We start from the raw sequence: 22,754 nt of genomic DNA, 5'->3' as shown, positions 1-22,754 counted from the left end.
CTTCAGTAAGATGGTCGTTGGCGATCTCGGTGGCTATGTCGAATGTCTCTTCCTGGCCGACCTCTGTCCCAATGCCGACGACCACCGTCTTGCAACCCGCATGGCCGCGCCGAATATCAACTGAATGATGAACTGCACGACAGATCAGGTTGAGCAAGATTCAAAGCTTCGCCTGCATCGGGATGTCGGGGAAATATCCCCTCCTTGCTCGGCCAGAGCAGTTGCAGGCATGGAAATTCGTCACTCCCATAAAACCAACGATTCCATCCAAGATGATCTTGGTAGTGCTTCCTGGCTACGGGCAGCAGCAACGCATCCGAATTGGCATATATCGTCGATGTCAGCTCGCCAATGGGTGGCGGTGATCCGGTGGAGATCATCCGGTAGATTTGCCAAAGGACATCGTGAGCAATGTTTGATGGCATCGAGAATACTATGACCTCCGGGAACCCGTGTCCTACCCAGAACCCCGTTGTGAAAGAGAACTCGGGATAGTTGGATTCTGCAAAAATTTGCGTGCGAAACCATCCATGTTGCCGGATGCTTTGAACAAAGCTTTGTTCTTGTTCGTCAAGCACCGAATCGGGTGCGTCTAAGGCAGTTGCAATGTCTGGTCGCATAGGTTGGAACCCCGGCTTCGATCGGCAGATGGTCGACGATCTGCGCAGGTATGTCGACTGACCGCTCCTGGCCGTACGCCGACCGATAGTTCGCACTCGTCCAGTTGCCACAGGGCGCATCTATTCTATTGGCATAAGGTGTTACCCGGCGGCCGATCGTTCATACGGCGATCGATGCTTCCCATAGGCCGCAGGCAATTCTTAGGAGAATCGCTCAAATGGCCGTCGCGATAAACGTAGAATGGCCACTTCGCCTCGAACAGTAAGTGGCGCTGGCACGATGTCGAGACCAATTTTTCGCGTCGATTTCAGTGAAATGATCAACGACGATACATTCCTACGGACCTGCCCCCCTCAATATTGTCCTGCTTTCAGTGCCCGTTTCTCCAGCCGTATTCTGGGCGGTGAGCGGTCTCGCGCCCACCCGGCCGCGTACAGCCGGCACCGCGGCGGTGCTGCTGTGGAGCGCGCTCGCGACCGTCGCGTACTGTATCCATTGTCCTGAGATGAGCCCGGCGTTCTGGAGCATGCGGTACGTGATCGGTATGTTGCTGCCCGCCGCCATTGGCGCGAGGCCAGGGCCACGACTGCTGCCATGGTGAGTCAGTGCATGAGATAGCGTTGCGCCAACGCCTCGTAAAGCGGCGGCGCGAAGAGCTTCGAAACCTGACTCGACACCAGCGCAGTGGCCATCAGTGAGATCACCAGCGCGTGCCCGTTGATCATTTCGATGACGATAACGAACGCCGTAATCGGGCTTTGCGTCACGGCGGCGAGATAGCCGACCATGCCGAGCGCGATCAGCATCGGCAACTGCATTTGCCCGAACACCATGTGCAGCGCGTTGCCAATGCCGGCTCCGATCGCGAGCGACGGTGCGAAGAGGCCGCCAGGCGTGCCCGGCAGATACGAGCCGACCATCGACGCCATCTTTAGCAGCGGATAAGCCGCACCGAGCTGCGCCCGGCCTTCGAGCATGGCTCGCGCTTCGGTGTAGCCGCTGCCGAAAAGGTGCCCGCCGCTCGCGACGCCAATAACGGCGATAAACAGGCCACACGCCGCGCCGAACGCGACCGGCCGGTCTTTCCTCAGCGCGAACAGCCACGCCGGCATCCAGCGTGCAGTGTTGAGCAGCAGCCAGCAGAAAACGCCGCCCGCGATACCGGAAATCACGCCCACCAGCACGACCGCCACGACAAGCAGATCGGGCAGTTTGCCGCCAATGACGATCGTGCCGAAATAGACGTAATTGCCTTGCAGCCCTAGCGAAACGACGCCGGCAAAGATGATTGCCGTGATGATGACGCCGCTGGTCTTTGCCTCGAAGCTGCGCGTGAGTTCCTCGATCGCGAACACGACACCCGCGAGCGGCGCATTGAATGCCGCCGACAAACCCGCAGCGGCGCCCGCAAGCGCAAGCCGGTGCTCGAGCCCGACGCGATGCACACTAAGGAGGCGCGTCGGATAAAGGCGCCGAAGCGAGTACATGAGCGCGGCGCCGACATGGATGGTCGGCCCCTCGCGCCCGATCGTGAAGCCGCCGAGAATCGCGAGGAACGACAGCGCGATCTTGCCGACGAGAATACGCAGGGTCAGCAGACGCGGACCAAACTCGCGCGTGTCGTGCAGCGTGGCGATGACCTGCGGAATGCCGCTGCCTTCCGAACCCGGAAACCATCGCCGCGTCATCCAGACTCCGAGTGCCGCGACGGCGGGCGTCACGATGAGCGGCAGCCACGGATAGCGGGCCGCCACCTGCATGAATGTGTCGTAACCAACATCGATCAGCCTTGCATACAGGACCGCAACGAGCCCGGTGGCAATGGCGCCAAGCCAGAACATACCGAAATAGAGCCAGCGGCGCTGATGGCGCAGCAACCGGGATCGACTGAAAATGGAGGAAAAACGCACGGAATGCAGGCTGGAAATGTGTGTTGAGGCACATTGTGACATAACTGCACCTGCCGACGCTGAATGACGCCTATTCGGCCGCGTTGGCGAACACCCAGTCGAACGCGCCGTAGATCGCCTTGTGCTCCGCCGCGAGTTCAAGCAGCAGTGCCTCGCCCTTCGGCGTGAGATGCACCTGCACCTGGCGACGATCGGAAGAATCGGTCCTGCGCGTCACGAGCCCAGCCGATTCGCAGCGCGAGACGAGCGATGCCGTGCCGTTGGGTGCGGCCTGCAGCCTTTCCGCGAGTTCACCGACAGTCGCCCATTGCCGATCGGGAAAGCCGCGTACGTGCAACAGCAGCTGATACTGGAGCGTCGTGATCCCTGCCGCATTCGCGATCTCCTCGGACGCTCGCAGAAACTTGCGGAGGTCGTGACGGAAAGCTGACATCGCTTCGAGATCGCATTTGTCCACTGGCGCGCGCTTCGAAGGCTTGTGTGAACCCATATTTTGTCCTTTGTGAATTGCTGGTCTTTCCATTGCGGGCGCGTTGATAGACTGTAGGGCAATTGGGTGTCGGCTGCATTCCGCGGCGGGACAGGTCTCTGCGATGGTCGCGCCGCCACGCAGGATATCTCACGCCCATGCAACAGAATCCGACACCCCCGCAGCCGCTGCGCGCCGGGCGCATCGCCCGCAAGGCTTTCACAGCGCTCGAATACTATCTTCACGTCGAAGCAGCCAGCGGAATCGTGCTGCTGGTCGCCACCCTCGCTGCGCTCATCTGGGCCAACTCCCCGCTCGCGCACAGCTACCACGCGCTCTGGGAAACGCCTGTCACCTTCAGCGCCGGCCGTTACTCATTCGGTCGCCCGTTGCACTTCTGGATCAACGATGGGCTGATGACAGTTTTCTTCCTCGTGGCAGGCGTCGAGATTCGCCGCGAAATTCATGACGGCGCACTGAGCGATGTCCGGCAGGCCATGCTACCGCTGGCCGCCGCCATCGGCGGTGTCACGGTTCCAGCGCTCATCTACTTCGCGGTGAACCGTCGATCGGGCGATATCAGTGACTGGGCAGTCCCCACCGCAACCGACATCGCCTTCGCCGTCGGAGTGCTCGCGCTGCTCGGCCGCTCCATCCCGGGTAACGTGCGGGTCTTTCTGCTGACGCTTGCGATAGTCGACGACATCATTGCCGTACTCGTCATTGCGTTCTGCTACTCGTCCGGTCTGCATTACTCCGGTTTTGCGGTCGCTGCCGCGGGTATCGTCATCGTCATTGCGTTGCAGCGACTCGGCGTCGGATCAGCGCCAGCTTACGTCATTCCCGGCGCGGTAGTCTGGTTCGGATTGTTCGTGAGCGGCGCGCACCCGACGCTGGCCGGCGTGGTGCTCGGGTTGCTGATGCCAGTGGTACCGATCCAGCGCCGCGTGGGGCAGCGCGAGTACTTGCCACCAGCACTGCGAATCGAGTGGGCGCTACATCCGTGGGTTGCCTACGCCATCGTGCCGTTGTTTGCGCTCGCCAACGCGGGAGTGAGCTTCGCAAAACTGAATGTCGGAACCGGACCCGCGCCGTGGGTCCTGACCGGAATCGTGTTGGCGCTCGTGGCCGGCAAGCCGCTCGGTGTATTCGGCGTGAGCTGGCTACTGGTCCGGCTCGGTGCATGCCGACTGCCGTGCGGCGTTTCGTGGCGAGGCATCGGACTTGCGGCTTTACTGGCCGGCATTGGCTTCACGCTGTCGGTCTTTGTTGCGATGCTCGCATTTTCTGATGAAGCCATGGTCGACGTCGCCCGATTCGGCGTGTTGCTAGGCTCGGGGATTTCGGGCGGGCTCGGAATCGCCTGGGGTCTTCTACGCACGAAAGTGTGACGGCTCTCTGGATGAAGAGTGATCAGACATCGACACTGCGTGTTATCCGCCGCCACCAGTCGCCCCCGAACTGGCACGCAAGGACAGGCCGTAAACCGGTCAGGAGCGGTCCGACATATGGAATCTTCCGATATCAGGTAGATGTCGGCTGATAGCCGACTACTGCCCGACGCGGTCGGCCGCAATCACGCCGCCCTAACGACCTCACAAGAAGCCGTAAGGCATAACCTGTCGCAACGGATCAAAATCAAGCATAACCTGTCCGGAGAAGCAGGCTATTTAGCGGCGGGATTGAAGAAGATAACTACACTGATTGGCCGAAAAGCCCGCCAAACGGGCAGTCAACCATAAGATGGCGCATCGAGCAATCAAGCATAACCTGTCGTAAACGACAGGTTATGCTTGACGGCACAACTTCTGTGCCGTCAAGCATATCCTGACCGCAGAATAAAGCATAAGTTGTCACGACGTCGCCTCCCCGCCGTGGCTAGCATCTGCTGCGGACCGCAAACTTGCCGCGGTACCTGTCGCTTTCCGATATACGTCGATCCCTTGATCAACGGTTCACGACGTAAACCGGTTTAGCTGACATCAGCATCAGGAAGTAGCAAATGAGGCCAATCGCCATCAACGGCAGCCAGACCCAGGCAAGTACGGAGAACAGGCCTAGCGACGCTGCTGAACCTGCAATCCCATACAGCGGGTCAGTTCGCCTTACGTTATCAAACACCAACCACGCAGCGATCAAGCCACCGACAATCATTAGCACTATTCCGTTCAAAGTATCTGCGTGAGACTGCTGCGCTGAATTCCGCCACAGTTCGCCAACTGCATACACTCCGATTGCAGCTGCGGTAATATAAAAGGCACGCTTGGTAAAAAAAGCATGGCCAAATTTCGATGCGCAGTGATTGTTGAACTTTGCGATACTCAAGAAAAAAGCTACGAGCACCGAAACTACCAATATCAATTTAATTACCAGCATTTGAACCCCGTATGTGTAGTGTGCCTTCCTGTTACAGGACGGCGCAGGGCGTTTTCGCACCGAATGTTTTACTAGCTTGCCGTCACCGGCCGACTCATTATTATCGGCAACCTTGTCCAAACCGGTAAATCTGAACGAGAAGTTGATCAAAGTCTATACATAACGCATTCAATCGCCTCGATTGACCTCTGCGACAGCTCCACCCTGCGATTATCACATTGGTCGTCCGCTGTATAGCAGCGTTGTTCCATCGATCAGCCAATTGATAAAACATAACTAGGTCGGCCGGACAAATTTGAAGACGAGAACGGCAGGTTGAGTAGTGGCATCTCGGCCACCACCGCCTGTCGCAGAACTATAGGGTGACTGATGATTACTTGTAGTAATCACGATCGCATTCTTGCAAGAATCTTGAATACCATTCAAATCTGCAATTGGGAATGCATCTTTCCCCGCAGGGTTCTTGGATTCATTCTGCTGAATTGGATGGTCACAGTAGAGCAGTGCTTTTGACCAACTAGGCTGCTTTAATATCTCCTTTAAAACTACGGCAGCCACCTCTTTGCCGTTATTCTTTATCCACTTTTCCAAGTGGCGCCGAACTCTCCCAACAACAGCATCATCGATAATATAAAGAATATGACTTCCATCTCCGCTCAGGGCAGTTGCCGCTGCTGCGGAATCTTTCAGGCTCTTGCTATCAAGCGCATGCCATTTATTACCCTTAGCAACCAGTACCTCAATGCCATGAGGATTGAGCCTGTCTGGAGCACGCTGAGTCCCTATGCGACTCATATTGTTCATCAGGGTGTGCTGCAATTGATGTGCATAGATTGGCCTCAATCGACCAACTCTCAGCCAAGGTGGATTATCCCCCTTGAACGAATCAATTCCGCTCACACTCCAAACCTGAACTTTCTGCTTATTCCAGAGAATTTGCAGCTTCTCATCCGGTTTATTCGGATGGACGAGGATGGTATTTGGCAATCCATCATGGGCAGTTAGCTTACTCGCTGGCTTAATTTTTTCCACTGCGCCTTCACAAAGAAACATAGATCGACCGCGTAGATCTTCCGGTCTAGCCAAATCGCAAGCAGGTGTTAAAAGAACGAGAGCAGACTTGGGCGTAGCCTGAGAATTTTTCATCTCCTCAGCCTTGAAAAAAATATCTCCCAAATGGAAGTATCCCTGCTTAGGTCCCTTCTCCCTCGTCTCCTCCCACGTCAACAGAGCATTGGCATGGACGATGTTCCCGCTATAAATATCTAATGCAGCAGGCTTTAAGCTGAACCGTGACCGCGGCAGATCCTTCAACTCCCACCCTTCAAGATCTTTCGCAAATTTCCAAATTTCTTCAGAGCCTTCGATCTCGAATAATGTATATTCAAGCAAAAGCCCTGACACGTACGTCCCGAGGTCAGTTTTTTCAGCAGCGATCGTATTTCTATGCAACACAAAATAGTCTGCCATATCTAGCGAGCGGACTTTTTCCCTGATACGCTTACCAGCGGTTGCAATAGAACTTTCAAGCTGATCAATATGCTGATGTAACGCACGTATGCGTGGTAGGGCGCTCGAATATGAGCCGATAATAGATGTCAGTTCAGCCCTGTGCTTGAAAATATCTTTTTGTATGGAATCAAATTGAGTAAGAAAAACGCCGGCCTCTTTCCAAAATTGATCCCTATGGTCACCCAGCGACTCCAAGCTCGACATAAGAAAAACAAATGGGATGCAATCTTTAAATCGATGTTTTAGTTTTTTATAGATTTGGATAGCAGCATCTGCGTTAACCCTCACAACATTATTGATCAGCCGCAAATCAACAAATACAAGCTGCGGCTCAGGACTCTGACGGTGAACACGATAATCTGCCCCAAATTTGACACATTTCACACCGCTCTTTTGAAGCAGCCTGATCAGTGGTCGGAGCATCGTTTTCTTCTCTTTCCGATCAGTCAAAAATTCCTCAAACCATCCATCACAGTGAGGACTCAAATTACGGCGATTCTTGAATAGGCGTTGTACCTCTTCGATATCCTGCAGGGCTGCCAGAAGACCCGCCTCGTTTTGACAATTCAAGAACTGAACGATTTCGTCGAAATGGTCATCTACCAAATTATCAATCAATGTTTGCGCCTCGTCGCTCCCAAATGGCTCGGTCGGCGCACTATCAAAAGCATCATCGATAATGTGGGCACACGTGATATTGGCTCTTTGCAGAATTTGTTGCAGACTCACTCGGGTTTCTCCACCAAGCTAAGCTCAAACGTATTGAAGCGGTTAGGATGCACGTTTCCCTCCTCTATGAGCTCAAGTGTCCCTCCCAGCAACTCGGCATTCTGGCGCGCGATATATAAACCCAGACCCTTTCGTCTTGACGGAGTGCCTGATTTTGTTGAGAAAAATGGCTCGAACACCGACTGAGCACGTTGCACAGGAATACCTGGTCCATTATCAAAATACTGAATTCTGGGGGGAGATGAAAGAATTTTTATTTCGATACGCTTCTCGAAAGAAACATGTTCATCCTTCTTCATTTCCAACCAGTAGACGGAGTTATGTATCAAATTCTCAATAATCTGGACAACGTTACCTTCTATCACAAAGGCCTCTGCACTTAAATCACTATCGTGCATGATCGAACCGTCGATTGCATGACGTTCGAACTGCGCGTTATGCGCTTCCAGCACATACGACACGATGGCGGAAAGGCGATGCTCACTTCGTCTTTGGCGAGCAGTGATAGAAAGGGGTTCCAGCGTTTGCAGGCGTTTCTGAATGATCTTGATTTGCGTGCTCAACACTTGAAACGCCGATGCTGTCTCTGAATCCACTTTTCGACGCTTGACCGATTTCAATGTCTTCTGGGTTAACTCCGTTGAACGAGCTAACTCATGGGCAATTACTTCGATCATCAAACCAATGCCTGCCAGTTGCGTGAGACGCTCCTTTTCTTCCTCTATCGCGCCTATTCGAGCAACGGCTTTCTCATGTGCATCCTTGATCTCGGTTAAAGCCTCCGTAACTTGCTGGAGAAGCGCAGTATCGCCAGAGAAATTCTTCCGTATTGCCTTTAATGCAACTTTCGTTCTGGATTCCAGCGACGAAACTACCGCAGATTCCTTCTGGGGATCGAAACCCAAGGCATCCTTCATCTTTTGGGCAGCACCAGAATCATTTAAGTAGGTATGCCATTTTTCTGAAATCACATCCCACAGTAATTTGATAAGCGCCGATTTCTCAGGGCAATCAGTAAGACCTTGACGATTTGTCTGATCCAAAAGAGCAGGATTGGTAATGCGACCGATTTGGACACGACCGATTAGCTGCTTGGTATTAAGCTTGTATCCCCCCGCCGCCAGCGCCTCTCGGTCCAATCCCAGCCAATCATCTCCCTCATCGCCGTATGGGAGCACACGATAACCATCTCGGAATAAACAAATACCTGCCCAAGCCTTCACAAGTTTGCGGACTGCTTCACGCTCCCCCAGATCAGGAACTGCCTTCAGGCGTTGTCGATTAAACCAGTAGAGCTGAAATTTAAAAGGACCAAGACTGCGAAGAACTGAACTTGGTTGGCCCAAATCTCTCAAACCAGCCATACCTTTAAGATCGTTGAGATCAAAAATATATTCTGTCGGCGGCCCCTCGTACAAGTCCGAATTCATCGTGATTCTCAACTGGGGAATACCATTTTGCAATGTGTAATCGCCAGTACAAACGGCATGGGCACTCTTGAGGAACAGATCTGCGATGTTCCGCGACTGGTCAATAGGCATTCCATTGAACTTCAACCGAATGCTGAATTTACGTTTCTCGGCTATGGAAAAAGGATCCGCAATCTTGGATATCTGCTCTTGAGCGATGCCTGCAAGACGCTGCTGCGTCCAAGAAGAACTGAGATTCGTGATAATGATCCGAGTTCCAGAACTAATGGTTTTCTTCTGTCCTTTAGTAGGCACCAGCTCAACGCTGCTCGCGGGCTTATCGTATGCATCCGCGAATCGATCCCAATCTATATCGAGAATATTCCAACGGTCATCGCGTTCCGAACACGTTTCAATCCGCACACAGCGGCCCAATCGCATCACGGAAAGCCGACCGACTCCTTTCTCGCCTAGATAAGGGGTTTTCTCCATGCTTGAAGCAAGGGCTTTTTTGACTTCGTTGGTACGGTGAGTCGTCCCGATGGTCAGATAAATATCTGACAACTCATCCAAGGTCATGCCGTGACCAGTGTCAGAAACAATAATTCGGTTGCAATCCCGGTATCCGACTCGTGCGGCCGAAATAAATTCCTCTGTGGTTCTTGCTTTGCTTACAATCTCTGAGAATTGGCTGATCAACTCATCAGGCGCATCAGGCAGTAACTGATCGAAGAGTTCTAATTTCAATTGCGGAATGTCCTCATCCGCAGCATCTTCAGCTTTCGCTATAAAAGCTGAAAAATCAGATTCTTTGATTAGGATTTCAAATGAAATATCAACGCCATTCTTCGATTTTGCATCAATTGCATTCTTAATAAGCTCGTAGAGAGCTACCGCATCGGAAGATATTAAATCGGCCCCAAGGTGCAATATGGTTCTAGCTGTTATCTTAAATGCCATTTTTCCCTCTAAAGTTGGCAAACAAGACAGCCTTGATCTTCGTCATCATCCGGCTGATCCACAGACTCGTGCTCCCCAAAAACCTCCAGAAGCGTAGCATTCTCTCGTCGCTGCAAATTTCGCTCAATGCGAATAGCATGCTCGCGTTTAATCTGCTCCATCCGGATCGGTTGCTCTAGCTCGGCAAGGCTCTCGCCATTGCTCCAGGTAAAAAAATTACCGGTCTTTTCATAGGGGCGCTCATACGCTTTCGCCTGCTCGTAGAGGCCGGGGTGCGTTTCCTTCAGCCGAACCCATTCGATTTTCTGCTGGTAAAAGCAGAAGTAGCATCCCGATCGAGTGCGTCCCCATTTCGTATATGGGGGCATGCCGATACCCGAATCGCGGAGAATTCCCTCAATGTCTTTCAGCTTCAGTCCATGCTCGCGAAATGGGTAAACAGGCGTGATGTTCGGCTTGTGACTAATGTAGCCTTGACGATCCTCGTCAGCACGAAGGCCAACATAGTTGAACACTTGGTCTTCTCCGACATAATCCTCGAAGGGTTTCAGCTTCAATGCCCTAGTGCACCACCGGCGGTGATTGGACGGGATCATGCCTCCATACATCTCATACCAATGATCGAAACCAACGAGTGCGTTCAGCCTGACAATCGGCTTGCCCAGATATGCCTCGATCCGATCCAAGTATTCATAGGTTTCGGGGAGCTCTTTCTGCGTATCGCTGAACATGTATTCCATGTTCTCGACTCGGTCGCGCAGATAGATAGCCAACGCCGCGCTGTCTTTCCCACCCGATAAACTCAAAATGTGGCGTGCCGGTTTTTCTTCGGGCGTATCAGGCATGTTTAAGTTTCCCCTGATCCATAGACTTGTCAGTTTCCTCTGCCAAAGCTGCCAGTGCAGTAGCCAGCAACGCAACCGCCCGCTCCGGATCTCCATGGGCCTGAGAGAGAACTGCTTTCGCCAAGATGGCACTTTCCTCTACGAGCTGAGGTGTCGTCGGAACGATCTCGGTCCTGTCCTGCCCAGAGCCATCAAGAACACTTACACTCAGGAAGCGGGCAAACGGTGCCGCATTTTGCTTTCCCTTATGCAGCATCAAACCGACCCATTTGCGGAAGCGGGTCGCCATGGCACGAGCCTCACTCTCGAAAAGCGTAGGCGTCGTATCTTCCCACGAATCCAGAGGCTTTTGGGTCAGCAAGCTGGCAATGGACTCAAGCCAGCGCTCATCGGTCAGTCCCGCATCTGCACAACGAAGCACAAAGGCTTTGAGTTTGAAGTCAATCAGCTCATTGGTTCTGTCCGAGCACTCCCGCATCAACTGGTGTCGTACGGCGACCAAATCCCCCGAGATGGAGAACGCCACACCCAGCATGCCAACGATGCGATTCCTTAGATGACGCTCTGTAGTAGATAGCTCAGCCATGGCCTGACGAATCGCCCGCATAGGATCAGCCACACCGGTAGACGCATGTTGCTTAGCCACATCTGGAAGTGACTCAAAGAGGAGGACCGATGGATCGGCGGCCTTACGAATTACATCCCGAATATCCTTCGCCAATGGTGACGCGGAAGAGGTCACCTTGGCGTACTGAGGTAGACGCAAATACCAACGAACGACTTCTCGAGCGATCGCCGCAGTGCCGATGTCATCCGTGGTCTGAACTCCCACCGAATTCAGCATAGCCGCATAAGTCTGCAGCATAGAAGTGATTTTATGATCAGCCGAGAACTGTCGGAATTCAAAATTTTTTGGATTCCGGAACATACGTGTGAAATGCTCGATGGTGACCACAGCGATGAAAGTGTTGCGCTCAAATAGCGCAATCGACTGCTGGAACCCCACGATATATAACGAGATCACAACGGCCGCAGGACCATTTCTGAGACCAATAGGCGGTGCCGCCAATTCGGCGATCAAGTCTTGTACATTTACACGACCCAGACCTTGGAGGCGCTCATAAATTAGCGAGAAAACCGGCTTCCAAGACTTGTCTATCGCATCGAGAGACTGAAATCCATCGCCTCCCCTGTGCAATCCTGATGCGGCTGCGATAGATGCATAAATCAACCGCTCAGGCGGATAGCCATCAATGCTGAAGATGGCATCCTTCGGATTTGCCAAAGCCATCTCGATCAGGCGCTGCCGAGCCAATACGATTGCCGAGGATAGCTTCCTGCGGTTGATTAACTCGTTCTTAAGAACAGGTGTATCGCTATAGAGCTTATCAAAAACAATGGAGCAAACTTGGCTGGCATTCAGGGCGTCCGAACTCTTGATCTCCTCGCCTCCGTAGTACCAAGGGGAGCAAATCTTGAACGAATCGGCTTCAAGCTGGGATACCAAAGTCACTTCAATATAACGACGTGCGGCAGAAAGTTGCTGCTCCACAAAACGGATCCCCCATGGATCCACTTGGCGCCGGGAAATCCCGGCATACACGGAGTTCCAGCATGCAAACTGGAACAAATGCTCCATCGTCTTCTCATCAGCCAGAACGAACCGGACCATGCGGAATCGATCCTGCAGTTGAGGCTTCTTGAGTGCCTTTTCAGGGTTGGCACAGAACTGTTTGGAGTCGCATAGTATGAGTACAACCTCGCCATCTGCATCAGACGTATCGGCGACATTGGGGAGCGAATCCACGTCGCCGAACTGGCAAATAGTGGTACGAGCCGTGCGCAGAGTGCCGGTCGACTGGTAATGGCGATGTGCCACCGTCCGTGCGCGAGCGATGATATCCCGGAGACCATTGATAGCGGCTGCATGGCGGTTCACGCTATGCATGGCTTCCTGATACAGGGCCTCGATGTTGAGCTCACGATCCGTCTGTAGTACGTATTCACCGGTGGACTGGCGACGCAGAAGAATACCCATGTCGACCAGTGCATCCAACTCCTCGGCCATCGCGCCACCGTTCGCGGCGCCGATGGTCAGCATCAACCCTTCAGCCGTCAAGCCGGATTGGGAGAACGGCCCGAAGCACTCCTCCAAGGCAATAGTCTTAACAACGTCAATTTGACGTTCTGACAAGGACACCGAAGCATGAATGCGAGCTAGGGTGTATTCCCAACGACGACTAGCCTCTAAATGCCGGAAGCGAAGCGCTCCCCCACTCACCAAATAGTCGAAGAGATTGGACAAGCGGAACCAGTTGTCCTTGCTTGCCGTGGTATGTCGAGTGAAGTCACCGAAGCCGAAGGGCTCTGAGCCGTTCAGGAAGGCGAAAATTGAGCGCTCGCTCTGGCCTAGGCGCTTTGAGATATAGGCAATTGCAATCAATGCTGCCGGATGGAGCGGATACAGACGCGGTCCCAGTGTTTCAGCCGCCTCATCGGAAACGCCACCGATACGTTGACGCTTGAAGTATTCCTTGTAAAGTAACTTGGATGCCGCTGGAATGCCCAACTTCGTTAGGGAGGAAACATCCTGGATCAAAGTGTCAGCCATCAGCGTGGCACATTGCTCCAGTGGCTCTTCAAATACAATGTCTTCGAACCGGGACGACACCTTGCCCCATTCATCCGACAGGGTACGACCAACTGCATTCGCGTAATCCTCGAATTGCTGATGCTGCATGGCCAAGACAGAGATATTCTCCGTGCCGGTGCCACAAGTCATTTCGGCGAGCTGCTGGAAAGCATACAGATCACCGGCCTCAGGATTAAGGGAGGCGTACTCAATGAATTTACCCATTTCGTCGACGACGAAGAGCGTTCCGGCATAGCCAGCCTTCTGCACGTCCGCTGCAAAGTCTGCCACCAAACGGGGAAATGCCACAGCCAGGCTTTCCTTTCTGTACGTGCCGGCCTGTAAGTCAAGTTTTCCCAAGGAAGACACTCGCGCTCCTGTCGCTGACAGTGCCTTGGCCACCTCATATACAAAAGCTCCGCGCGTGCCCGATACAAAAATGGGCAGAAGATTAAGCGAAGGGCTGTAAATGGACGCCGTAGATGCGTTTGCCGCCCGCAAAATCTGCAGTGCCTGCTTGGCCTCCCTGGTCTTACCGTTAACCAAATGAGCGATAAACAGGCCAAGCGCCGACTTTCCTGACCCGTAAGGGCCGATAATTTTCCATGCCCGCTGGACAGCCTTGCCCCGAAGCGACTCACCGACTCGCGCCAGAACCTCGTTTACCGTCGGCGTAACAATGTAGCCATTCAAAGCGGACGGGTCAAAGTAGTCGCGGACGATCGAAACAGATCGCGTATATCGACCAGCCGCGTGGACAACATCAGACAGCATTTTCGACTTATTAGTCATGGCAAACTCCGATGAGTGCCGTAACTTCGGGGTTGCTCCAATCTGCAATTACGTTCTGGGTATCCATTGTGTCCTGCAATGCCACTTCTCCGCCCGTCAGCGCAGATGCACCGTACAGCAATTGCCGAGAATCCTCATCCGATAATCTGAAAATACACCCAGGGCTTCCATCGACTGAGGTCAGTGCAGACATCGCCACAACCCGCTGCCCAAGGAAATGCCTCAACCAATAATCACGGACGCAGTACAGGTAGGCCCGCGCAGTCAGGCCAAGCGGACTCGTGTCTTCAGCACTATAAATAATTTCACCGTTATCGGAACCACGCTGCTGGATCAGGTTCAATTCCTGGAAAGGACTCCACACACTATCGTCGCTGCCTTTGCCATCGTCCGGCTGCGCGACGTATGAAGACAAGAACACTGCAATATGCTGATCGATGGTCGAGTCAACCAATGTCTTTCCCAACGACCGTGCTCGATGCCGAATTTCGCCCCTCAGGCTGCTGCGCGTGAAATAAGTCAAACGGCGAGTCCCGAAAACGCAGTTCCAAGCTGCCAGGTTCGCACCAAAAGACAATGCCCAGTGCAGCATCCACGTCGACTCCAGCCTTTCGAGATACTTATCCCAACCTCGTTTGGGATCCAAAAGGCGGCGCCCTAACCGGCCTGGCGTTCGCTTTTGGCCGTCGATGTTGATGATCTCTGTCGCTTCAGCCCAGAACCAGATTGAGCGGACCATGTTGCGCCCGATCCCCAACCACTGAGTTGCCAGGTCATCGGTCTCGAGCTGAGCGGGAGAATTAGTCACTGCCTCGTAGATTTTGGGCAACCAACCGTAACGGCATGAAAACGACTCATGGCCCGAAAAGCGTTCCGTTCTAATTTCATCGAGCGCCATGATCTTTCTTCCTTCTGCGTACTGGCTTGTTTATGTCTGGCTTAGCCGACTCTGGCTCTTTCAGCGACTTCTTGATGACGAGGCTCATGTCTCGCTCATCAAAAAATACCTCAAGCAGATCCCCCTCTTGCAACCCAAGGTTCCGCATAGCAGCTCCCCCAAGGGAAATGCGCCCATTGGAGGTAACTTTGATTTTGTCGAGATACGCAGCCATGGCACGCATGATACCTGCAAACGCCGCTTTCAAGAGCATATCGCGCAGAAATTTGGCATGTTTTTGGCGTCTTTTTGTCAAAAAATGCCCAAAAAATTACCTTTTGTAAGGTAAATCAAAACCAATTTCAGACCAAATTTTTCGCTTGCATCCATCCCCAATGGCGGGGCTGGAGAGCACAGCGACCCAAGGTAAGAATTTTCAGGGATCTTTTCGGCTGCCTTAATCGTTCGCAGCACACTTCAGAGGTGGCCCATGGGATGACCGGTGCCCCCCCAAATGCGGCAACGAATGCCTACCTGGCGAAGAACCTCGCCACCACCAAACTAATCTACCGCGCGTACCCCGGCGGGCTAGTCGATGTCATGTCGCGGACACGGGCAGCGATGGCTTGAGTTTTTTCTAGAATTTGTGGCGTGAGGTGATTCTGTCGTGCTTTACTGGGCTCGTAACCAACAATGCAACAAACAGCTACTGTCGAACCTGAATTCGCAATATATGTCCGCTTGATTTGCTGTAAAGCCATGCTAAGGTAACGACATGAACCCATCCGTCTTCACTGCTGACTGCACATACCGCTACCCGCGCCCATTGAGCGCCGGGACGAGCGGAACTGTGCTCGCGTGTTGACCACGACGCTGTACCCGGCATTGCCTCCTCGTGCGAACGCACGAAGATCCAGCCGGAGTACATCATGTCTGCCTTACCTCACGCACGGGTCGTTCCATTCCTGAATATCGGCGAGTTTCTCGGACTGGCTAAACGCAGCAGTCCGGCGAGGGACGACCGGCAGAAGATTCAGCGTTGGGCTTCGCTCCTGCTTGAACATTCAGTCAAGCGGTTCGGAGCCCATCAGCCCCACTTGATCGACGAGCGCCTGCAGACGCTGGCCGAACGCCACCCAAACTTCGCCGAAGTGATCGACTGGATCTCGGCGGAGCTGGCGTTCGCTCACGCCGCAGGCGAAGGACTGTCGTTTGTCCGCGCGATGTTAGTCGGCGCGGCTGGCACCGGCAAGACGACATTCAGCCTTGAGCTCGCGAAGGTATTGTCGCTGCCCGCCGAAGTCATCTGCATGAACAACCTGCAGACGGCAGCGGCATTGGCCGGAACCGAGCGACATTGGGCAAACAGCGAACCCGGAGCAGTGTTTCGGCTACTCGCCCGCAGCCCGGTCATTAATCCGGTCATGGTGCTGGACGAGATAGACAAGGTACAGGGCTACAGCGGACGTGATCCGTTGAATGCACTGTACACGTTGCTGGAACGACGCACGGCGCAGAGATTTGCCGATACGGCGCTGCCTGATGTTCACTTCAACGCATCGCGCGTGAACTGGATCGCTACGGCCAATTCGATGGACATGCTGGGTACACCACTGACGTCGCGCTTTACTGTGTTTTCCGTGCGCAAGCTGAATCGCGACGAGATGGCCGCGATGATCTCGCGCATGTACCGGGAACTACTCGACGCACATCCAGCGGTAAGGGCTCGCATGGACGTCGAACTGCCGGATCACGCAACGCACGTGCTACTTGGATTGCTGGAGAACGGCCGTGACGTCGACCGGCTACTGAGAATGCTGATCGGCCACGCGCTCAAGACAGGGCAGTCAACGATCACGGCCCAGCATCTACCGGCCATCCCGAGTCGTCGCCACTCAACCGTTGGTTTCGTTTAACTGGAGATCGCGATGAAGGATCTGATGGAATCAGTTCGCACACGCAGGGAAAGGAGTGAGCCATCGCTCTCATCGATCGCATCCATGAAGCAAGTCGTGATCAATGCGTTGCTTGACGGACCTGAATCTCTGGTCGCAATCGACGAAGCCATCGTGCACCTCGGCGACGATGAGGAGTTCGTACTGCTCGCCGCAATCCCCGCCGTCATGCGCCGCGAGTACCTGTTGACGTTCCGCAGTTCTGCCTGCCTCACCAGATCGAGGCTGCTGCTGGCATCTCGTGAGGACTGGCAGGCGTGGGTGAATTCCATGGTTCCCGTGTGGGAACGACGCACCTAATCACCAACCAGAAAAGGAGATCCCGATGTACCTGTGAAATCGTGAAGTAGGTCGAAATTCGTCCGGGAAAAGCACAAAAGCCTGAATTCCGTTGGCGCGGAAGTCAGGCTTTATCGGTGTGCATCGAGGCTTTGAGACGCCCTTGATGTACACAGTATCTTCCCCGTGACCCCACGTGTCAACAACCTTCTTCAAGGTCGTTGGGGGAGTGCTTTTTCCGATTTTTGCCGCAAATTTGCGGCAGGACGGCCATCGCCCTGCGATGGCCAGTTGGAGATCGGAACACCATGCTGGACACACCAACATTGACGGACCTGTTCGACCGTCTGGGAACACCACCCGGGGGGCGTCAGCTCATCCGGAAGGCACGCATCGCGGCACCTGTACGCGATGTCAAATCCAGAGGCGGAAACGTCATCACTATCGTCGCCAGCCGGAAGATGGGCTGCGATATCGCGACCGAGAGCCGCCATATTGAATTCCCGGCGGCGATCGACCACGAATTCGATCCGGACGTGCTTGAGTACTACCCGCAACCCTGCGAGCTGAAGCTCGAGCTGTTTGATCCGGCCAGGCAAAAAGTCCAGGAAATCCGCCACACGCCGGATTTCCTCGTCATCCGCGAGGGTGACATCACGCTCGAAGAGTGGAAGTCCGACCAGAAGCTGACCGGCCTTGCCGAGAAATATCCGTACCGGTACTCGAGGGACCGTAACGGCCTGTGGCACGCACCCCAGATCGAAAAACAGATCCTTGACCTCGGCATCCGCTACCGGATTCATACCGACGCAACGATTCCGCGATGCCGCGTCGAAAACCTGCTGTATCTCGCCGACTATTTTCGCCCGGAAGCCGAACCCTGCCCGGACGGCGTGATCACCCGGCTTCGCTCCGCCCTGGAAGAGCATGGCGCATTGTTCTTTACCGAGCTGCTTGAAGAGCCCTACGATTTCACCGCCGACCAGCTTAACCAGGCGATTGCCGATCATCGGATCGTGACCGCACTCGATCAGGAATTGCTCACCGAGCCGCGCAAATTCCGCCTCTACCGCGACAGGCATCTGCGCGATTTCACCCTTTCGCACCACCGCATCTGCAGGGTACCAGGCGTAGACCGTTTTGCCTTCACCATTGCTGTCGGCACCCGATTCGAATTCGAAGGGGAAGAACTGACCGTCGAAGTGCCCGGAGAACAAACGGTCGTCTGCAATGACCCGCGGGGAAAGACCGTCCGCCTTGAGCGGGAGTGGCTGGTCAACGCGCATGAAAGCGGACAGATCAAAATCGTGGAAACACCTGACACGCCATGTCTACATCTGAGCAGATACACCACCGAGCAGTACAGGGAGGCACTCCGGCGGCAGTCGATTCTTGACTCACAACCGGCGAACGACATCTTATCGAAACGCACCCTGCAACGCTGGACGACGCGGCAACACGTTATCAGGGAAAACGGCGGTCATGAGATCCTGGCGCTGGTACCGCGTATCAGTGCACGCGGCAACCGCACTGCCAGACTGGACCAGTGCCAGATTGACGTGATGGACCGCACCATCAACGAACACTGGCGCAACAGCAAGGCCATCAGCTACAGCGCGTGTTACAGGAAGCTGCGGGACACCTGTCTGGAAGAGGACATCAAGGCGCCGTCCTATCCAACCCTGATCACCCACATCAAGGCCCAGGAAACAAACCGCGACGTGCGCACACGATTCGGCAAGCGCATGGCCTACCAGCAGAACACCTTCGTCGATACGCTCCACTACGACACCAAGGTGCATGGTAGCCGGCCGCTCCAATACGTCCACATTGATCACACACAACTCGATATCGAGCTCGTGTCCAGCCGGAACGGCAGCAACCTTGGCAAGCCGTGGCTGTCTCTCGCCGTCGATGCGTGGTCACGACGCATTGTCGGGTTCTACCTGACCTACGACCCGCCTTCGTACTGCTCGGTCATGATGGTTGTGCGCGATATGGTGCGCCGTCATCACCGGCTTCCAGAATTCATCGTCGTCGACAACGGCCGGGATTTCATGTCCGAGGCCTTCGAGTCGTTCCTGATGACAATGGGAACACATCTGCGCTTCCGGCCGGCTGGCCGGCCACGTCACGGAGCCGTGCTTGAGCGGATGTTCGGGCGTCTGAACCTCGATTACATCCACAATCTGGATGGCAATACCAAGGTCATGAAGCACGTCCGGATGGTCTCAGGATCCCATCTCCCGAAAAAACTGGCCAGATGGACGCTCGAGCCGCTGTACTACGGGATCCAGTTCTGGGCAACGGAGTACTACGACCAGTTGCCACATCCGGCACTCGACGAGGCACCACGCGATGCCTTCCGGCGAGGTCTCCAGCAAAGTGGAGCGCGCGCGCACGTCCATCTGCAATTCAATCAGGATTTCCTGATCGCGACCTGTCCACCGGCAGACCGGAAAGGCACGAGGCAGGTTGACGGCCAGCGCGGCGTCAAGGTCCACGACCTCTTCTACTGGCATCCGGAATTCGCCTCTCCACTGATTGCCGGACGGCATCTGTCCGTCCGTTACGACCCGTGGGACGCATCGTCAGTCTATGTCCGCGTAAACAGCGAATGGCTTCATGCCATCTGCCGCACTTTGGCTGCACTCGGTCAGATAACACATGCGGAACGCAAAGCCCTGAGCGCCGAGTACGCCGGACGATTCCGCACACCGATCAACGACGCACGTGCTGATCAACGACTTGCCGAGTTCATGCAGACGTTCACGCCAGAAGGCGCAATCGCCACGGATATGGAAAGGCACGCCGAAAACCGTGCGCTCTATACACGTCTGCAATGCACAAGTGTCACACCCGTCACACCACCGGATCCGTATCTCAGCCTCAACCCTGAAAAGGTCCAGGCGTTCGACGCACCAGTCGAAGCTGAAGCGTTCAACCGGGCTGAGCTGCTGTGCAGCCAGGTGACATGGAACAACCTCCCCAATCTCGAAGAATTCTGAGGTCAGGCATGCAAGAAAAAAATAAAACACGCACGTCGCCGGTCAACCCATCCTCCTCGACACTGCATACCCGGTGCTTCAGGCATCCGCGCGTCGACCAGATCGAGAGGGAACTGAAATACCTGATCTATCCCGGCAGCCAGACCAGTGTCCCGATGATCTGCGGACCGACCGGAACAGGAAAATCCACGCTGGCGAGACGCATCGTCGAAACGGAAAACGAGCAGGCAGCCGACCAGATGGAAGCCAATCCAGGCCTGCTTCCTGCAGTCTATGTCGAAGCCCCCAATTCCGGGGAGAACGAGTTCTCGTGGCGACTGCTCTATGAGCGGATTCTCGATGCACTTGGCGACCACCTCGACACGCCCAGGTCGGTGTACGGTATCGATCCGGAATCCAGCCGCATGGTACGCCCGTACGGCGCTGGCCGAAATAATCTGGCCTCGTTGCGTACCGCTGTCGAGCGCGGCTTGCGTGCAAGGTGGGTTCGATTTCTCGTTATCGATGAGGCGGCACAGATCATTCGCCATGCTCACAGCAGAGGCAGGCTCCAGGCCCAGCTGGATACGCTTAAATCGCTTGCCAACGAATGCGGCACGCAGATAGTCCTCGTCGGAGCCTACGATCTCTACCCGCTCGTGTCGCTATCCGGCCAGCTCGCACGGCGCATTCACGTGCTGCACTTCGAGCGGTATCGAGTGGATGTTCCGGAAGACCTCGAAGCATTCGCCACATGTGTCCGGGCGTTTGAGCGAGCGCTGCCGGAGCTTTGGGACGGAAAATTAATGAGGCACACCGATGCCCTTCATCACAATACGCTGGGTTGTATCGGTACGCTGAGCGGCGTACTGACGCGTGCAGCACACTATGCCGAAACCACCGGGAAATGGGACGACAGTGCGCTGAAACGCGCACTGTTAAGCGAAGCCCAGCGCCTGCCAATCCTGTCAGAAATCAACGACGGCGAAGCAGCCATCGGCCCAAGTCAGACGCGCGTTTGGGAACCGCGCCGACGTACGGAATCGACCCGTCCCAGGAGTGCCGCATGAACTGGCGACTATCGAATCCGCGATCGACGCTGCATGCGCTACCTCCGATCGGCACCGGAACATCCCAGGTCGAGAGCCTGCTCAGCTATCTTTGCAGGCTAGCAGTCTCGCACAGCATTTCCCTGTCGTCATTCTCACGCAGCATTGCGACCATGGCCGGGTACGAGTTCTCCGAAAAGTATGACTGGCACCTGGCCAGCATCAATGGCATCGGCGAAGCTGCGCATACCTGGACTGCCGCGCTGTCGGCACTTACGGGCGTCCCGCAGCTGGATCGACTGGCGCTGCTGCCGTGGCGCGGAGTCATCGCCCAGACCGGCCTCGCCGCAACATCCTCTCGCTGGTGTCCGGCATGTCTGCGGGAAGACCTGAAAGCCACCGGTGTCCCATACTTCCGGCTCGCCTGGGACATTGGTGCCGTGTCCGCCTGCGTCCGGCATCGGGTAAAGCTGATCAATGCCTGCCCGGGGTGCGGGCGCGCCAACACACGTCATAAATCGGCGTATGTCATCCCCGGGTGGTGCACTCATGTGCGCTGTGGTGCATTTCTTGGGGACGTCGAGAAGCAGGCTTCCCCAGCACCGGGAGAACTCTGGAAGGCGGATCAGGTTGCCGCGATGATGGCAGCACAGCAAACACTCGGCCCCTTGCCAACCCGCGATGTTCTGCACGACGCCATCCGGACACTAATCACCCGGCTCGATCACGGAAAGAGTGCTGTATTCGCACGCCGTATCGGCCTGAGCAAGACGACCGTCCACCACTGGCTAAAGGAAGGCGGGCTACCAACGCTGACGGCTCATCTGCATATCGCCTCGCAAACGGGACTCGCATTACCCAGATTGCTAACAGGAGACCTGACGGGCTGGTCGCGGGACTCCGTCGAATTGGGTCAGCTGGCGTTGCTGTTTCCAGATCGCGGCAAACGCGCGACGCCGCGCACGCATGACTGGATCCGTATCCGGCAGGATCTCTCGAATATGGCCCACACGCCGCAGATTGTTAGCGTGCTGGAAGCGGCCCGGCAGCTCGATATCGATCCCCGGCTGCTCTACCAGAACGCGAACACCGAAACACGTGTACTGGCCGAGCGCTGGAGGCAACATATGCGCGACCGAAGCGAGCACCATCGGGAGATCGCAACACAAGCCATTGAGACGGCCTGCCACGCCATCGTATCCGACGGAAAGGGCATCAATCTGCGCGAGGTCACGCAACGCATATCGCCAGAGATTCTCGGGGGTGTAAGGAAAGTTATCGGCCTGATGCAGGAAGCGAAAGGCAGCCTCGGGTGAGGTTGTAGCGCAGGACTTATGTATCCGTCAAAGCCG

16 protein-coding genes and 1 pseudogene are annotated in these 22,754 nt (G+C 55.1%); 8 read left to right on the top strand and 9 right to left on the bottom strand.

Annotation, left to right across the window (positions count from 1 at the left end; all coding sequences use genetic code 11):
- Positions 1-116 precede the first annotated feature (116 nt).
- Complete coding sequence (locus tag Q0L30_RS03725) at positions 117-620, bottom strand: DUF4262 domain-containing protein (protein WP_296651342.1); 504 nt, start codon at positions 618-620, stop codon at positions 117-119.
- A gap of 350 nt (positions 621-970) precedes the next feature.
- Between Q0L30_RS03725 and Q0L30_RS03720 the strand changes: the two are divergent.
- Positions 971-1,222: pseudogene (locus tag Q0L30_RS03720) on the top strand (NrsF family protein); the annotation flags it as partial.
- A 1-nt stretch (position 1,223) separates the two neighbouring features.
- On the opposite strand, the gene Q0L30_RS03715 reads toward Q0L30_RS03720, so the two are convergent.
- A complete protein-coding gene (locus Q0L30_RS03715) occupies positions 1,224-2,462 on the bottom strand; it encodes a chloride channel protein (protein ID WP_296651621.1) in 1,239 nt (412 codons plus the stop codon).
- A 139-nt stretch (positions 2,463-2,601) separates the two neighbouring features.
- Positions 2,602-3,021, bottom strand: a complete 420-nt coding sequence (locus Q0L30_RS03710) for a MarR family winged helix-turn-helix transcriptional regulator (RefSeq protein WP_296651339.1) — start codon at positions 3,019-3,021, stop codon at positions 2,602-2,604.
- Positions 3,022-3,158: 137 nt separating this feature from the next.
- Between Q0L30_RS03710 and nhaA the strand changes: the two genes are divergently transcribed.
- Positions 3,159-4,391, top strand: coding sequence for a Na+/H+ antiporter NhaA (gene nhaA / locus Q0L30_RS03705; protein ID WP_296651338.1), 1,233 nt, complete (start codon positions 3,159-3,161; stop codon positions 4,389-4,391).
- A gap of 556 nt (positions 4,392-4,947) precedes the next feature.
- Here nhaA and Q0L30_RS03700 read toward each other — a convergent pair.
- The 6 genes from Q0L30_RS03700 to Q0L30_RS03675 all read right to left on the bottom strand — a co-directional run bounded on the left by Q0L30_RS03700 (position 4,948) and on the right by Q0L30_RS03675 (position 15,153).
- The gene (locus tag Q0L30_RS03700) at positions 4,948-5,496 is read right to left on the bottom strand and encodes a hypothetical protein (RefSeq protein WP_296651335.1); all 549 of its coding nucleotides are present in this window, start codon (positions 5,494-5,496) and stop codon (positions 4,948-4,950) included.
- Positions 5,497-5,652: 156 nt separating this feature from the next.
- Positions 5,653-7,617 carry a hypothetical protein gene (locus tag Q0L30_RS03695; RefSeq protein WP_296651333.1) on the bottom strand — a complete coding sequence of 655 codons (1,965 nt, stop codon included), beginning with the start codon at positions 7,615-7,617 and terminating at the stop codon, positions 5,653-5,655.
- A complete protein-coding gene (locus tag Q0L30_RS03690; protein WP_296651330.1) occupies positions 7,614-9,986 on the bottom strand; it encodes an ATP-binding protein in 2,373 nt (790 codons plus the stop codon). Before Q0L30_RS03690 ends, Q0L30_RS03695 begins: the two co-directional genes overlap by 4 nt.
- Positions 9,987-9,994: 8 nt before the next feature.
- The gene (locus Q0L30_RS03685; protein WP_296651327.1) at positions 9,995-10,831 is read right to left on the bottom strand and encodes a phosphoadenosine phosphosulfate reductase family protein; all 837 of its coding nucleotides are present in this window, start codon (positions 10,829-10,831) and stop codon (positions 9,995-9,997) included.
- Positions 10,824-14,255: a hypothetical protein gene (locus Q0L30_RS03680; protein ID WP_296651324.1), complete on the bottom strand. Its 3,432-nt coding sequence runs from the start codon at positions 14,253-14,255 to the stop codon at positions 10,824-10,826. The genes Q0L30_RS03685 and Q0L30_RS03680 overlap by 8 nt, the downstream gene beginning before the upstream one ends.
- Positions 14,248-15,153 (bottom strand): DUF4007 family protein, encoded by a 906-nt coding sequence (locus tag Q0L30_RS03675; RefSeq protein WP_296651321.1) that lies wholly within the window; start codon positions 15,151-15,153, stop codon positions 14,248-14,250. The genes Q0L30_RS03680 and Q0L30_RS03675 overlap by 8 nt, the downstream gene beginning before the upstream one ends.
- On the opposite strand from Q0L30_RS03675, the gene Q0L30_RS03670 reads away from it, so the two are divergent.
- The 6 genes from Q0L30_RS03670 (at position 15,152) to Q0L30_RS03645 (ending at position 22,718) form a co-directional block, all read left to right on the top strand.
- On the top strand, positions 15,152-15,481 hold the full coding sequence (locus tag Q0L30_RS03670; protein ID WP_296651318.1) for a hypothetical protein: 330 nt from the start codon (positions 15,152-15,154) through the stop codon (positions 15,479-15,481). The two genes, Q0L30_RS03675 and Q0L30_RS03670, sit on opposite strands and share 2 nt — an antisense overlap.
- Positions 15,482-16,061: 580 nt before the next feature.
- Positions 16,062-17,048 (top strand): AAA family ATPase, encoded by a 987-nt coding sequence (locus tag Q0L30_RS03665; RefSeq protein ID WP_296651315.1) that lies wholly within the window; start codon positions 16,062-16,064, stop codon positions 17,046-17,048.
- Between the two features lie 84 nt (positions 17,049-17,132).
- On the top strand, positions 17,133-17,387 hold the full coding sequence (locus Q0L30_RS03660) for a hypothetical protein (protein ID WP_296651312.1): 255 nt from the start codon (positions 17,133-17,135) through the stop codon (positions 17,385-17,387).
- 287 nt (positions 17,388-17,674) lie between these two features.
- The gene (locus tag Q0L30_RS03655; RefSeq protein WP_296651309.1) at positions 17,675-20,374 is read left to right on the top strand and encodes a DDE-type integrase/transposase/recombinase; all 2,700 of its coding nucleotides are present in this window, start codon (positions 17,675-17,677) and stop codon (positions 20,372-20,374) included.
- Positions 20,375-20,382: 8 nt separating this feature from the next.
- On the top strand, positions 20,383-21,423 hold the full coding sequence (locus Q0L30_RS03650; RefSeq protein ID WP_296651306.1) for an ATP-binding protein: 1,041 nt from the start codon (positions 20,383-20,385) through the stop codon (positions 21,421-21,423).
- Positions 21,420-22,718 carry a TniQ family protein gene (locus tag Q0L30_RS03645; RefSeq protein ID WP_296651304.1) on the top strand — a complete coding sequence of 433 codons (1,299 nt, stop codon included), beginning with the start codon at positions 21,420-21,422 and terminating at the stop codon, positions 22,716-22,718. The genes Q0L30_RS03650 and Q0L30_RS03645 overlap by 4 nt, the downstream gene beginning before the upstream one ends.
- The last annotated feature ends 36 nt before the right edge of the window (positions 22,719-22,754 follow it).

Source organism: Paraburkholderia sp. (genome assembly GCF_024281035.1).
GTDB lineage: Bacteria > Pseudomonadota > Gammaproteobacteria > Burkholderiales > Burkholderiaceae > Paraburkholderia.
The sequence above is the reverse complement of the archived record's forward strand: the minus strand, read 5'-3'. Positions and strand labels throughout refer to the sequence as shown.

Bases quoted from the DNA above. Each gene is read 5' to 3' on its own strand.
- Q0L30_RS03710 (WP_296651339.1), bottom strand. From the start codon at position 3,021: ATGGGTTCACACAAGCCTTCGAAGCGCGCGCCAGTGGACAAATGCGAT.
- Q0L30_RS03655 (WP_296651309.1), top strand. From the start codon at position 17,675: ATGCTGGACACACCAACATTGACGGACCTGTTCGACCGTCTGGGAACA.
- nhaA (WP_296651338.1), top strand. From the start codon at position 3,159: ATGCAACAGAATCCGACACCCCCGCAGCCGCTGCGCGCCGGGCGCATC.
- Q0L30_RS03715 (WP_296651621.1), bottom strand. From the start codon at position 2,462: ATGTTCTGGCTTGGCGCCATTGCCACCGGGCTCGTTGCGGTCCTGTAT.
- Q0L30_RS03680 (WP_296651324.1), bottom strand. From the start codon at position 14,255: ATGACTAATAAGTCGAAAATGCTGTCTGATGTTGTCCACGCGGCTGGT.
- Q0L30_RS03690 (WP_296651330.1), bottom strand. From the start codon at position 9,986: ATGGCATTTAAGATAACAGCTAGAACCATATTGCACCTTGGGGCCGAT.
- Q0L30_RS03645 (WP_296651304.1), top strand. From the start codon at position 21,420: ATGAACTGGCGACTATCGAATCCGCGATCGACGCTGCATGCGCTACCT.
- Q0L30_RS03725 (WP_296651342.1), bottom strand. From the start codon at position 620: ATGCGACCAGACATTGCAACTGCCTTAGACGCACCCGATTCGGTGCTT.
- Q0L30_RS03685 (WP_296651327.1), bottom strand. From the start codon at position 10,831: ATGCCTGATACGCCCGAAGAAAAACCGGCACGCCACATTTTGAGTTTA.
- Q0L30_RS03665 (WP_296651315.1), top strand. From the start codon at position 16,062: ATGTCTGCCTTACCTCACGCACGGGTCGTTCCATTCCTGAATATCGGC.
- Q0L30_RS03670 (WP_296651318.1), top strand. From the start codon at position 15,152: ATGATCTTTCTTCCTTCTGCGTACTGGCTTGTTTATGTCTGGCTTAGC.
- Q0L30_RS03675 (WP_296651321.1), bottom strand. From the start codon at position 15,153: ATGGCGCTCGATGAAATTAGAACGGAACGCTTTTCGGGCCATGAGTCG.
- Q0L30_RS03660 (WP_296651312.1), top strand. From the start codon at position 17,133: ATGAAGCAAGTCGTGATCAATGCGTTGCTTGACGGACCTGAATCTCTG.
- Q0L30_RS03650 (WP_296651306.1), top strand. From the start codon at position 20,383: ATGCAAGAAAAAAATAAAACACGCACGTCGCCGGTCAACCCATCCTCC.